The organism is Pseudomonas sp. GM48 (genome assembly GCF_000282335.1).
Lineage (GTDB): Bacteria > Pseudomonadota > Gammaproteobacteria > Pseudomonadales > Pseudomonadaceae > Aquipseudomonas.
The window spans coordinates 125,215-137,681 of the sequence record NZ_AKJM01000040.1 but is presented as its reverse complement, the minus strand read 5'-3'; the positions used below and the strand labels follow the sequence as shown (position 1 = coordinate 137,681).

The 12,467-nt window shown below is 58.7% G+C and carries 11 protein-coding genes; 4 read left to right on the top strand and 7 right to left on the bottom strand.

The window, feature by feature from the left end:
* The first annotated feature begins 117 nt into the window (after window positions 1-117).
* Both PMI28_RS22245 and PMI28_RS22250 read left to right on the top strand, forming a co-directional pair.
* The gene (locus PMI28_RS22245; protein ID WP_007983777.1) at window positions 118-342 is read left to right on the top strand and encodes a YgdI/YgdR family lipoprotein; all 225 of its coding nucleotides are present in this window, start codon (window positions 118-120) and stop codon (window positions 340-342) included.
* Between the two features lie 138 nt (window positions 343-480).
* A complete protein-coding gene (locus tag PMI28_RS22250; protein WP_007983775.1) occupies window positions 481-1,158 on the top strand; it encodes a lysozyme inhibitor LprI family protein in 678 nt (225 codons plus the stop codon).
* A gap of 45 nt (window positions 1,159-1,203) precedes the next feature.
* On the opposite strand, the gene PMI28_RS22255 is transcribed toward PMI28_RS22250, so the two are convergent.
* The 4 genes from PMI28_RS22255 to PMI28_RS22270 form a co-directional block, all read right to left on the bottom strand.
* Entirely contained in the window at window positions 1,204-2,289 is a 1,086-nt protein-coding gene (locus PMI28_RS22255) for a polyamine ABC transporter substrate-binding protein (RefSeq protein WP_007983774.1), read from the bottom strand.
* A gap of 72 nt (window positions 2,290-2,361) precedes the next feature.
* Window positions 2,362-2,703, bottom strand: coding sequence for a cupin domain-containing protein (locus PMI28_RS22260; protein WP_007983773.1), 342 nt, complete (start codon window positions 2,701-2,703; stop codon window positions 2,362-2,364).
* Between the two features lie 43 nt (window positions 2,704-2,746).
* Window positions 2,747-4,153, bottom strand: a complete 1,407-nt coding sequence (locus PMI28_RS22265) for an NAD(P)/FAD-dependent oxidoreductase (RefSeq protein ID WP_007983772.1) — start codon at window positions 4,151-4,153, stop codon at window positions 2,747-2,749.
* A gap of 50 nt (window positions 4,154-4,203) precedes the next feature.
* Complete coding sequence (locus tag PMI28_RS22270) at window positions 4,204-5,019, bottom strand: helix-turn-helix transcriptional regulator (protein ID WP_007983770.1); 816 nt, start codon at window positions 5,017-5,019, stop codon at window positions 4,204-4,206.
* Between the two features lie 265 nt (window positions 5,020-5,284).
* Here PMI28_RS22270 and PMI28_RS22275 point away from each other — a divergent pair, with 265 nt between their 5' ends.
* Complete coding sequence (locus PMI28_RS22275) at window positions 5,285-5,557, top strand: DUF1652 domain-containing protein (protein WP_007983769.1); 273 nt, start codon at window positions 5,285-5,287, stop codon at window positions 5,555-5,557.
* Window positions 5,558-5,673: 116 nt separating this feature from the next.
* On the opposite strand, the gene PMI28_RS22280 is transcribed toward PMI28_RS22275, so the two are convergent.
* Window positions 5,674-8,148, bottom strand: coding sequence for a UvrD-helicase domain-containing protein (locus PMI28_RS22280; protein WP_007983767.1), 2,475 nt, complete (start codon window positions 8,146-8,148; stop codon window positions 5,674-5,676).
* 279 nt (window positions 8,149-8,427) lie between these two features.
* Here PMI28_RS22280 and PMI28_RS22285 point away from each other — a divergent pair, with 279 nt between their 5' ends.
* Window positions 8,428-9,123: a pirin family protein gene (locus PMI28_RS22285; RefSeq protein ID WP_007983766.1), complete on the top strand. Its 696-nt coding sequence runs from the start codon at window positions 8,428-8,430 to the stop codon at window positions 9,121-9,123.
* Window positions 9,124-9,298: 175 nt separating this feature from the next.
* Here the strand turns inward: PMI28_RS22285 and pgm are convergent, their stop codons facing one another.
* Both pgm and PMI28_RS22295 read right to left on the bottom strand, forming a co-directional pair.
* Entirely contained in the window at window positions 9,299-10,945 is a 1,647-nt protein-coding gene (gene pgm / locus PMI28_RS22290) for a phosphoglucomutase (alpha-D-glucose-1,6-bisphosphate-dependent) (RefSeq protein ID WP_007983765.1), read from the bottom strand.
* 113 nt (window positions 10,946-11,058) lie between these two features.
* A complete protein-coding gene (locus PMI28_RS22295; protein ID WP_007983764.1) occupies window positions 11,059-12,459 on the bottom strand; it encodes an aminotransferase-like domain-containing protein in 1,401 nt (466 codons plus the stop codon).
* Between the last annotated feature and the right edge of the window lie 8 nt (window positions 12,460-12,467).

Sequence of the window (12,467 nt, the reverse complement as noted above, 5' to 3'; positions counted from 1 at the left end):
TAGGGAATTTTTCCCGGGCAGTAGAACTTTCTGCCCCCCGGCGACACCAACCGCCATGGAGATGCAGCAATAGCCATCGAACTGATGGCGCTGCTTCAGAACGTACGGGAGGTGATTATGGACATCAAGACTTTGGGCTTGCCCATGGCGGTAGCGGCCCTGCTGACGCTGGCCGGTTGCTCGACGCCAACGGTGGTGACGCTGCAGAACGGCACTCAATACCTGACCAAAGACATGCCGAAAACCAAAACCAGCGACGGGTTCTTTGAGTTTGAGGACATTGCGGGTGCGAAGGTCAAAGTCAGGGCCAATGACGTGGCGACGATTCGTGAGGAAGACTAACGTTTCTCCTGGCACGATGTGGCAGGTTTCGAGCACTGCTTTACACTCGATAGACCCCGTGCGACCGAATGACTGTGCAACGCTTCGACACGATGCGTTGCAATACGGGCATCACGTAAAGATTCAGGTGACGCCGAAATGAAAATGGTCACGCCACTTCTTGCCTCTCTGCTCGCCGTCAGCGCGTGCATGACTGCGAGCGTGTGTGACGCCGCCACAAAGGCAAAGGCAAAACCAAAGCCCTTGCCAACTTACAAAACCAGTTTCGATTGCGCCTCGCCCCAGGCATCCGCCGAAAAGCTCATCTGTCATGACGCCCAACTGGCGCAGATGGACCTCGAACTCAATCGCCTTTATCTGCTGGCGCTCACGGATGAACATTCGGTGCCGCGCCCGGATAAAGTCGAGATTGATCAACAGTTCTGGATCGACGCCCGCAACCAGTGTGACAGCGGCCCGCAAGCCAAGCCCTGCGTCATTCGCAGTTATGCCGAGCGTGCGCATCAACTGCGCCAGGGATCGGCCATTGCCAGAACCAAGGACCCGAGCAGACGCACCGAAGGCCCCGTTGCCTTCCATTGCGCAGGACTCAGCCCGCTGGTTGCCGCCACGTACTTTACGGTCGAACCGGGGGTTGTGTTCCTGAAATGGGCGAACACTTCCATAGCCCTGAACCAGGTGCCGAATAATTACGGAACCCAGTACACGGGCAAGGATTACAAAGGCAACTACAGCTTCTGGCAAATCGGCGATGACGTATTTTTGCAGATACCCGGCTCAGGAAAGATGAGTTGCACAGCCGAGCCGGTCGGTTGATGACCCTGGCATCGGGACGTCCTGTCCCGATGGCCGCTCACGGCTTTAGCTGCCGGTGCGAATCTTGTTCCAGACCCGGGTACGCACCCGGTCGATGTTCAATGGCATGGCTTCCAGGGCAAACAGCTTGCCCATCATTTCCGGACTTGGGTAAACCTTGGTGTCGTTCTTGATCGCCGGGTCGATCAGGCTGTCGGCCTTCTCGTTGCCATTGGCGTAATGCACGTAGTTGCTGACACTGGCCATGACGTCCGGGCGCAGCAGGTAGTCCATGAAGGCATAACCAGCCTTTTCATCCGGGGCATCGGCCGGCATTGCGACCATGTCGAACCAGATCGCTGCACCTTCCTTGGGAATCGAGTAGCCGATGTCGATGCCGTTGTTGGCCTCCCTGGCGCGGTTTTCCGCTTGCAGGATGTCGCCGGAGAAACCGACCGCGACGCAGATATCGCCGTTGGCCAGGTCACTGGTGTACTTGGACGAGTGGAAATAGCTGACATACGGCCGCACTTTCAACAGCAGGGCTTCGGCCTTTTTGTAGTCTTCCGGGTTCTTGCTGTGAGGCGGCAAACCGAGGTAGTTCAACGCGGCCGGCAGCAGTTCGGGGCCGTTGTCGAGGATGGCCACGCCGCACTTCTGCAATTTCTGCATGTTCTCGGGCTTGAAGATCAGGTCCCAGGAATCCACCGGCGCGCTGTCGCCCAGTACCGCTTTGACCTTGGCAATGTTGTAGCCGATGCCTGTGCTGCCCCACAGGTACGGGAAGCCGTGCTCGTTGCCCGGGTCGTTGGTCTGCAACGCCTTGAGCAGTACAGGGTTGAGATTCTTCCAGTTCGGCAACTGACTCTTGTCGAGTTTCTTCAGTGCGCCGCCTTCGATTTGCCGGGCCATGAAGTGGTTGGACGGGAACACGACGTCGTACCCGGATTTGCCGGTCATCAACTTGCCATCGAGGGTCTCGTTGCTGTCATAAACGTCATAGGTGAAGGCGATGCCGGTTTCTTTCTGGAAGTTTTTCGTGGTGTCCGGCGCGATGTAATCCGACCAGTTGTAGATTTTGACGGTGTCGGCCGCCTGACTGATCGATGCCACGAGCATCAGCGGAGCCAGGGTCAGTGTCTTTCGGATCATGAGTCGATTCCTGTATGGGTTATTTTTGTTGGCAGGCAATCAAAGGGATCAGCTTTTAATTTTTTTAATCGTTCAAAAAATCAACACGTAGGTCTTGCGCACGGTTTCCTGGATATCCCAGATGCCGAGGCTGTTGGCCGGCAACATCAGTGCGTCGCCGGCTTCAATGTGCAGGGGCTCACCGCCGTCCGGGGTGAAGGTGCAGCGGCCCTGGATGAAGTGACAGAATTCCTGGGCGACGATCTGCCGCCGCCAGCGCCCGGGTGTGCATTCCCAGACGCCGGTCTCGACGCCGTCGTCGCGTTCGACGCTGGTGGTCGAAGCCACGGCCACGGGTGTGCCCAACGGCACGGCGACCGGATTGGACTCTTCCAGTTTCAGGGTTGCGGTGTTCTTGAATTGCGTGATGCTCATGGGAATACCTGTCGATGTAGCCTGTAGATGAAGAGCGCGTCGTTCAGTGCATGAAACCTTCCATGAAACCGGCGACCCCGCTGGCAAGCTTGCGCCGCCAGGGCGCAGTCGTCGGGTTGGCCAGGGTCTGGTCCTCATGGACGAAGCTGCGGATGATCGCGTTGTAGCCGAGCCAGCGGATGGGCTCCGGCTCCCAGGCCCTGAGCGCGTCAAGACCACGCTCGGGGATGACCCACGGTTGGCGTACCAGGTTGGTGTCGCGCCCCAGGATCAGGTCGGCCAGCGTCCGCCCTCCCAGGTTGCTGGCGCCAACGCCCTCCCCGCCATAACCGCCAGACAAGGCAATACCGTTGGCCCGATCGCAGAGCATGTGTGGCTTGAAATGCCGGGACATGCCCAGGTTGCCGCCCCAGGAATGGGTGATCTGCACGTTTTTCAATTGCGGGAACAACTCGCCAAACAGATAGCGCCGCAGCTGTTTTTCGTCAGTGGTCAGGTCGAAGTCGTGGCGTAGCTTGCCGGCGAACCGGTACCCGCCACGGGCGCCAAAGATCAAGCGGTTGTCAGCGGTGCGCTGACCGTAGGTGACCTGGCGACTGGCCTCGCTGAACGCCTGGCCGCGACTCAGGCCAATTTCGTCCCAGGTGGCGGCAGACAATGGCTCGGTTGCGACGATCAAGCTCTGCACCGGCATCTGATACCGCCCCAATGGCGGCAAAGTGACGGAGTAGCCTTCTACCGCCGGCACCACCCAGCGACTGCGCACCGACGCTTGCGCCGTCCGCAGGTTGCCGGACTGCCAATGGGTGACCGGGCTGTTTTCGTAGATTTTGACCCCCAGGCGCTCAACCGCCCGGGCCAGCCCGCGTACCAGTTTGGCCGGATGGATGGTCGCCACGTGTGGCGCGTAGATACCGCCATAGGGTTTGGCGACCCGGATCTGTTGCGCCAGTTGTTCCGGGTTCAGCCAGCGATAGTGGCTGTCGTTAAGGCCCTGGCGGTGGAGATCGTCCAGATAGTGACGAAGGCTGGCCTCCTGCTCCGGGTAGCGTGCGGCGCAATACAGTACCCCGCCTTTGCGGTAATCGCAGTCGATGCCCTCACGTTCGAGGACAATTTCCACTTCTTCCGGAATGCTGTGCAACAAATCGTAGGAGGCGCGGCGCTCTTCCACTGGCAGATTGGCCAGCAGACGATCTTCACCCAGCAAGTTGCCCATCAGCCAGCCGCCGTTGCGACCCGACGCGCCGAAACCGGCGGTTTGTGCTTCGACAATCGCGATGTTGAGGTCAGGTTTCTGCTGCTTCAGGTAGTACGCGGTCCAGAGACCGGTGTAGCCCGCGCCGATGATCGCCACGTCGACATCCAGGTCCCGCTCCAGCGCCGGACGCGCCAACAAAGGCTCGTCGAGCTGGTCCATCCACAAACTGATAGTGCGCCACGCCGGCATGCAAGACTCCGCCACTCAAACTTCGATGACGTCGATCCTAGTGCGTGGGCTCAGGGGCTGTCTTGCGCGCGTGCACGCAAAGAAATTTGTTTGACGTAGGCCTTGGGTGACTGGCCGGTGTGCTGACGGAAACAGCTGTAAAACGCCGACAGCGAATTGAATCCGGCAGCGAACGCCAGTTCATCGATACGCAGTGGCGGTGTGGCGGCATCCAGCGCGGCGAGCAAATGCTGCAGGCGCGCCTGGTTGACGTAGCGGTAGAAGCTCTGCCCCAACACCTGGTTCAACAGATAGGAAATCTGATTGCGGCTGTAGCCACACTCCTTCGCCACCCGTTGCAGGTCGAGTTCCGGGTCAAGATAAGGCTGCTGACCCTGGAAATACTGTTGCAGGTCATCGGCCATGAAGCTCAATTGGCGTGGTGACAATCCGAGCCGGCTGACCGCCGGGCGCTGGTTGCCGGAGGCTTTGCTGGCGGGTTGCTCATGCACCAATGAAGCGTATTCGTTGACCCGCCAGATCAGCCCGTCCTTGACGGTAATCGCTTCGCTGGCACGGAACGACACCAGTCCTTCACCGCCACGCAGTGTGATGCGGTACTGAATGAACGCCGTGTTGCCGTCCAGTCGAATGCGGTCGGAGTGCTCCAGCGCTTCATCCGGATCCCGGGGCATGCTGCTGCGCACGTAGTCGCGCAATTCGGCCAGGCCCATGACCCGGTTCTGGAAAAAATCGTTGTACTGCACTTCAGGGTGATAGAGCGCCATGACGCCATCCAGATCCCGGTGCTTCCAGCGCAAGTGATAGCGCATGACCGTCTCGCCCGTGGCCTGGGTTTGCAGCGGGCCATCATCATCGGCGTGCATTGAAAATCTCGACGGGAAAAAACCGAGCTTGCCCAACTTCCGCTTTGTCTTCAACGACTAAACAGATGGTGGCTTTTGCCCGCAAATTGCAGATAAGAGTGAGCTGAATCAAAACAATGCCGGCAATCGCCAAACGGCCTGAAAAATCCACACTCTTTTCACATCCGGCTGCTACTTTTAAACACTGTCACTGGTTGAACCAACGAAGGTTCTTCCCTCCTACCATGAGCTAAAGGAAGCGCTCGAAGATGAAGGCGGGTAACACATGAATATAGGGTTCAGTAAGGTCACGTTTCCAAACGCCTGCCAGCTGATGCGCTGGCATTTTCATCCCATGGGGTTCGAGGCGAGCATGGACGCACCGGGCAGCATGATTGCCCGTCTGTTTGATCGTGCCACTGGCGAGACCATGATCGCCATTGCCGGTATTCCATGCGCCAACATCATGAATGCCGCGGATGTAGAACGAATAATCGAAGCGGTGGAAGATGAACTTGAAGCCTTCATTCCACCGGAGGCCATCAAGAGTTATGCCTGAAGGCTGCCCCCCCTGTAGGAGCGAGCTTGCTCGCGATGGTCGTTAACGATAACGCGTATTTACTGGCTGAACGCGGCGCTCTTGAGTCCATCGCGAGCAAGCTCGCTCCTACAAAATCAGGTCGTGGTTTGGCTTTTACGATGATCGACAAAAAACGCCTTGCCCTTGCCGATCCGGTCGGAGGCCTTGGGCATGTTCGCAGCCTGGGTGTCTTGCGCGTCGACATACCAGTAGCAATGGCTGACGGCGCGGGTAATACCCACGTACGCCAGCCGCAGGATCTCGTCCTTCTGGGCATTGTCGTAGGGTTCGCTGTCACCTGCCTTGCCCAGGCCCGCCATCCGGTAAACCTGATTCTTGTAAGGCGAACTGGTCAGGTGCTGGCAGTCGCCCAGTAGAAATACCGCATCGGCCTGGAGGCCCTTGGCACTGTGATACGTCAGTTGCTTGAGCCTGCGAGCTTCATACGGCAAGCTCGAATCAACATTAACTACAGACTGAATATGTTCTTCTATCAATAACTTATCGCTACTTTTTCGATACAGCATCAAGATCGAATCGCCCTTTCGGTAATGCTCCATCAGGCGTTGGGCCATGCCTTGGTCATCACGATCGAGGACGTTAACCGGCAGCAATGCCTTAGGCTCTCCGCTGGCCTTGGCTTTCTTCCCGGCAATCGCCGGTGCGGCCCGCACGATGTGTTCGGCAGCATCGATGATGTGCTGGTGGCTGCGATAGTTGTCACTAAGCATGACCTTGGTGGTGCTCGGCGACGGGAACTCCTTGTTGAACTCCATGAAGTAGGTCGGCGAACTGCCGCGCCAACCATAGATGGATTGCCAGTCATCCCCCACGCAAAGTAACGAGGAACGCTGGGCGCCGCGTCCGACGTGCATGGCCGGTCCGCGACTGCGGATCTCGGCCAGGCTGGCCCTGATCCACGAGACGATTTGCGGCGAGACATCCTGGAATTCGTCGATCATCAGGTGCGACAGCGGCCGCAGCAGCTCATCACTAAGCAGCTTGAGGTTCTCCGGCGAATGCTCGCTGAACAGGGCGAACATCCGGTTGTAGGTCATGATCGGCGGTTTCTGATCGAGCAAATGATCTTCCAGCGCCCGCCAGTAAAGGCTCAGGGCCTCGAAGAAAAACCGGTCGGGATCGTCCTTGGCAAAACTCATCTGTCCCACGGCACTCGGCACATCCAGCCCGAGGTTTTCGATAAACCCGGCGGCGGCGACAAAACAATCGAGCAATGGCGCGGAAGCGAGTTCGCCCTTGACCTTGTAATCGAAGCCCGGCCCGGCGCTGGCATCGCCGGCGAGCGAGGCCAAAACACGCTTTGACAATTCGTAACTATCCAGCCATATCAATGGCTTACGACAGAAAGCTTGAAACAGGGTGCGCTTTACTGCCCACTCTGCGCGCACTGTCAGTTTGGCGTTTGGACGTGCCACCTGCGGGTTTTCCCGAGGATCGAAGCCCAGCACCACCCAGGCGTCCAGGGACGGAATATAGCCGTGACAATGGAATTTCGAACCGTTGATATCAAACGATTGGCGATTCGGTTCGATACCCTTGATGGGCCAGGCACCGGCACGAATCCACAGGTCTTCAATGGCGTCGCACAATTCTTCATCGCGCTTGGCGGCCAGTTCGGTAACGCCGATGCGTTTCTGCACATCCGGGTGATCCCGCTCCAGTTCCTTGAGTTGCAAGGCATGGCGGGACAATGGCTTGATCAGCTCGCGAAAACGCTCATCGTCACGGTGCAGACGGTGATAGCAGGCGTTGAGTTGTTGGCGTTGAGCATCGTTGATCCGCAGATCGAATGGATTGCTGTCGACCTCCTCATCACCCTGTGCAGCCCGCAGGCTGAGGTTTTCGAAAGCCTGTAAACGCTCGAAACCCGGTAGGCTGCGCACCATCGGCAGGATCCGCGAGTGAAAGGTGCGCACCAGATCACGCGCCTCCTTGAAGCTGATAACGCGCCCCCAGAGCGCAAACAGTTCGATCAGCTTATTGATGAAGTCCTTGCGCGACTCGCGGGTGAAGGTTACCACTGTCATCGAACTCAGCTCGAAGCCCAGGTAATGGGTCAGCAGCAAGATACGCAGCACCAGCGTGGTCGATTTGCCTGCACCGGCCCCCGCGATCACCGAGGTGGACGGCGTATCGCTGAAGATCATTTTCCACTGTGCGGCGCTGGGTTGGGCATGGGCCGGCAGCAACCGGGCGACATCGGCCTTCATGCGCCTCTTCAACTCGGCGCTCAATGGCAGGCGCCAATCGTCGAACAGCAGGTCATCGACATTCGGTGGCCGGTGTTCAGTGGAGCGCGAGTCGCGGATCAGCAGGACCTGTCGACCTTCCTCCAGCCCTTCGAGCTTGCCTTCCTTGTAGCCGTAATCGACCCCGGCGCTGTGACCGCTGCGAAAACCGTCGGCCTGGCCATGCAACCACGACGCACGATGCTGGGCATGCAGGCGGGTCAGGCTGTAACCGAAGAATCGGGCGAGCAGTCGCTTGATCAGCGGCATCTCGGCCAGGGGGCGAAGTTCAGGAGGAAGATCGGGGGTGTGTTGCGGCACGCGGACTGACTCCAGGGTGTGAGGCTGTTGAGCGCTATGGTGTCTGCATTTGCCGTCGAGTTCTAGTGAATTGCTTATGACTCATTGGCTTATGCGATGAAGTGAAGGTTGGATGAGAAAATTTCGAGGTGGTTTTATATCAATCTATTCGATTGGAATGCTGCATTTTTTACGCTTTTTATCGATTGTTGCCTGCTGGATGATGGCTGTCATCACTCACCGGTCTCGCTTCGTGGCCCAGGCGCCTCGCCCCATGACGAACCTTTTCTGGAGACGATCATGCTTGAACTCAGACCTTTCAACTCGCTCGGTGGCGCTCATCACGGCTGGCTGGATGCTCATCACCATTTTTCGTTCGCCGAATACTACGATCCCAAGCGTATGAACTGGGGCAACCTGCGGGTCTGGAATGACGACGTGATCGCTCCCGGCACCGGTTTCCCGCAACACCCGCACCGGGACATGGAAATCATCACCTATGTCCGCGAAGGCGCCATTACCCACCAGGACAACCTTGGCAACAAGGGCCGCACCGAAGCCGGTGACGTCCAGGTCATGAGTGCCGGTACCGGGATCGCCCACAGCGAGTACAACCTGGAAGCTGCACCGACCAGGATTTTCCAGATCTGGATCATCCCGAATGAATCCGGTCTGGCCCCGTCCTGGGGCGCCAAGCCGTTCCCGAAAGGCGAGCGCGAAGGTTTTGTCACCCTGGCCAGCGGCAAGGAAGGCGACGATCAGAGCCTGCGTATTCGCGCCGATGCCAGGCTGGTAGCGGCCAACCTGAAGGCTGGCGAGTCTGCCGAATACCATTTGGACAACGGCCGTCGTGCATACCTGGTTCCGGCCACCGGGGCCATTGAAGTCAATGGCTTGCGTGCACAAGCTCGAGATGGTGTAGCGGTGGCCGATGAGCAGGTGCTGCGCGTAACGGCCATCGAGGACAGCGAGATCGTTCTGGTGGACCTGGCGTGATCCGCTGAACGCCATTGCAAAAAAAAGGGGCGACCGTATTGGTCGCCCCTTTTTTATTGCTGCACCGAACCCATTGTGGGAGCGGGCTTGCTCGCGAAAGCGGTATCAGCTTCAACATCAATGTTGACTGAAACATCGCCTTCGCGAGCAAGCCCGCTCCCACAGGGTTGTGTGTTTACTTCGCGGAAATGGCGCCATCCACCAGCGTTTGCGCCTCGGCCACCAGTTGCTTGAGGTGGTCGTCGCTGACAAAGCTTTCGGCGTAGATCTTGTAGATGTCTTCCGTGCCCGACGGACGCGCCGCGAACCAGCCGTTTTCAGTCATGACTTTGAGACCGCCAATGGCCTGGTCGTTGCCCGGTGCGTGGCTGAGGATGCTCTGGATCGGCTCGCCGGCCAGTTCGGTAGAAGTGACCTGTTGCGGCGACAGCTTGCTCAACAGTGCTTTCTGTTCCGGGTTGGCCTTGGCGTCGACCCGTACCGAGAACGGCTCACCCAGTTCATCGGTCAAGGCACGATACGCCTGGCTCGGGTCGCGACCGGTACGGGCAGTCATCTCAGCGGCCAGCAGGGCCGGAATCAAACCGTCCTTGTCGGTGCACCAGACACCGCCGTCCTTGCGCAGGAACGACGCACCAGCGCTTTCTTCACCGCCGAAACCCAGCGAACCATCGAACAGACCATCGGCAAACCACTTGAAGCCAACCGGCACTTCGTACAGACGACGACCCAGGCGCTTGGCCACACGATCGATCAAGCCGCTGCTGACCACGGTTTTACCCACGGCGGCATCGGCGCGCCATTGCGGACGATTCTGGAACAGGTAGTCGATGGCAACGGCGAGGTAGTTGTTCGGCGCCAGCAAACCGCCGGACGGCGTGACGATGCCATGACGATCGTGATCGGGATCGCAGGCAAACGCCACGTCGAAACGCTGTTTCAGGCCGATCAGGCCTTGCATGGCGTGGCTGGACGATGGGTCCATGCGGATCTGGCCGTCCCAGTCGACGGTCATGAAGCGGAAGGTCGAGTCGACCTCTTTGTTCACCACATCCAGGTCCAGGCGGTAATGCTCGGCAATCGCCGACCAGTAGCGCACCCCTGCTCCACCCAGTGGGTCAACACCCAGGCGCAACTTGGCCTCTCGAATGGCATCGAAGTCGATCACGTTGATCAGGTCGGCAACATAGGTGTTGAGGTAATCGTGACGATGGGTCGTGCTGGCCTTCAGTGCCTGCTCATAGCTAATGCGCTTGACCCCGGCGAGCTTATTGGCGAGCAGCTCGTTGGCCTTGGCTTCGATCCACTTGGTGATGTGGGTATCGGCCGGACCACCGTTGGTTGGGTTGTACTTGTAGCCACCGCTTTGCGGCGGGTTGTGGGACGGTGTGATGACGATGCCGTCCGCCAGGCCCGAAGTGCGCCCGCGGTTGTAGCAGAGGATCGCATGGGAAATGGCCGGCGTCGGCGTGTATTCGTCACCTTCGGCGATCATCACGGTCACGCCATTGGCCGCCAGCACTTCGAGGGCGCTGGCGCCGGCCGGTGTGGACAGCGCGTGGGTATCGATGCCGACAAACAGCGGGCCATCGATGCCTTGAGCTTCGCGATACAGGCAGATGGCCTGGCTGATCGCCAGCACATGCCATTCGTTGAAACTCAAGTCGAACGAGCTGCCCCGGTGCCCGGACGTGCCAAAGGCAACGCGCTGGGTCGAAATGGCGGCATCAGGCTGGCCGGTGTAATAGGCCGTTACCAGTCGCGGGATGTCGACCAACAATTCTGCCGGTGCCGGTTTACCCGCAAAAGGACTGAGTGTCATGCAAAACCTCTGGAATAGAGTGGTTCAGGAATTGGGTCGCAGTTTACTGGCAGTTTGACCGCAAGGCGATGGGATCGATCCAACAGAGTGCAGGATGTTATTTTTTGCCTGAGTCACTCGATTGATTCAAGGCGCAGCGCATCCCCTAACAGGCCCAGTGCGGCAGCCAGATTGTGATCACCGCCAAACGTATGACTCAGGCGCAAATGCTGCCCGTGCAGGCCGTGGAGGCTGAACAGTTCTCCCGGTGCGATAACCACTTGATGCGCCAGCAGGCGCTGGAATACACGACGTACATTGACCCGACGCAAGGAGCGCACCCAGATCGTTGCGCCGCCTTCAGGCTCGACAAAATGCAAGGCATCGCCCAATCGCTCCTGCAACAACAGGATCATTTGACTCTTGCGTTCCTTGAGTAACCGACGCAGCACCAGCAGGTGCTGATCGATGCGACCGCTGCTGTACAACCGGGCGATGGCTTTCTGGCGAATCGGCGAGAGACGGAATGAGCGCAGCAGAAAGTGCCGTTGCAGCTCAGCGCTCAAGTGCCTTGAAAGCAGATAACCATAGGGCGCTTCCGCACCGATGGCTTTCTCGAACGTGGAAAACACCATCAGCCGTTCCGGGGCCAGCAAGTCTCGAAACCGCACGCTGCCCAAGTCGAATACGAGTTCGCCATAACAGTCGTTTTCCAGCACCCAACTCTCGTGCGTAGCCAAAAGCCGGGCAATGGCTTGCCGGTTTTCATCGGGCGCCAGGCTGCCACGGGGCATGTTCAGGGCTGATGAAAGCATCACCAGCCGCACCGGTTCGGTATCCAGCAGCACTTTGAGCCGTTCCGGATCCAGGCAGCCATCGGCTTGCACCGGTAATTCAATCACCCGTACGCAGGCGGTTTGTAACAAACGCAGGATCGTCCAGTCGCACGGCGATTCAACCACCACGGTGGCGTCTTTCAAGCCCAGCACGGCAATCAGGATTTCCAGTACACCACGAAGGTCGGCGCCGATGTAGACATCATCGGCATGCCAGTAACGCAGCGGAGAAGTGGTATAGCGTGCTGCCAGGGCGGCGCGCAGTTCGAGTTCGCCGCAAGGTTGCGAAGGCGCCTGCGGCTGGCGGGGATACTGGCGCAGCAACTCCCGCTCCAGCAGCAACAAAGGACTGTCGAGCGGCTGTAACAAGGCCGGTTCATCGGCGCTCAAGACCAGCATCCCCGGACGCCTGGCATTGACGTAGACGGCTTCCAGCAGATCACTGCCGCTGTCCTGCAGGCTGATTGAAGACACGGGCAATGCGTAGTAACCGGACTTGGCCACCGAATAGACGCGCCCTTCCTTCTCCAGCAGCGAATAGGCGTACTGGATGGTTGAGATCGACACATTGAGTCGCTCCGCCAGATGCCGCAACGACGGCAGGCGGATGCGCGAGTCACCTGCAGACTCGTTGATCAGGCTGGCCAGGTATCGGTAAACCGCCTGATACGCGAAATCCGTTGCTCGTGGACCTTTCATGGGTGAAG

What these genes read in the sequence shown, in the direction of transcription:
- PMI28_RS22295 (WP_007983764.1), bottom strand. Translation starts at nt 12,459, where the DNA reads ATGAAAGGTCCACGAGCAACGGATTTCGCGTATCAGGCGGTTTACCGA.
- PMI28_RS22245 (WP_007983777.1), top strand. Translation starts at nt 118, where the DNA reads ATGGACATCAAGACTTTGGGCTTGCCCATGGCGGTAGCGGCCCTGCTG.
- pgm (WP_007983765.1), bottom strand. Translation starts at nt 10,945, where the DNA reads ATGACACTCAGTCCTTTTGCGGGTAAACCGGCACCGGCAGAATTGTTG.
- PMI28_RS22270 (WP_007983770.1), bottom strand. Translation starts at nt 5,019, where the DNA reads ATGCACGCCGATGATGATGGCCCGCTGCAAACCCAGGCCACGGGCGAG.
- PMI28_RS22260 (WP_007983773.1), bottom strand. Translation starts at nt 2,703, where the DNA reads ATGAGCATCACGCAATTCAAGAACACCGCAACCCTGAAACTGGAAGAG.
- PMI28_RS22265 (WP_007983772.1), bottom strand. Translation starts at nt 4,153, where the DNA reads ATGCCGGCGTGGCGCACTATCAGTTTGTGGATGGACCAGCTCGACGAG.
- PMI28_RS22255 (WP_007983774.1), bottom strand. Translation starts at nt 2,289, where the DNA reads ATGATCCGAAAGACACTGACCCTGGCTCCGCTGATGCTCGTGGCATCG.
- PMI28_RS22275 (WP_007983769.1), top strand. Translation starts at nt 5,285, where the DNA reads ATGAATATAGGGTTCAGTAAGGTCACGTTTCCAAACGCCTGCCAGCTG.
- PMI28_RS22285 (WP_007983766.1), top strand. Translation starts at nt 8,428, where the DNA reads ATGCTTGAACTCAGACCTTTCAACTCGCTCGGTGGCGCTCATCACGGC.
- PMI28_RS22250 (WP_007983775.1), top strand. Translation starts at nt 481, where the DNA reads ATGAAAATGGTCACGCCACTTCTTGCCTCTCTGCTCGCCGTCAGCGCG.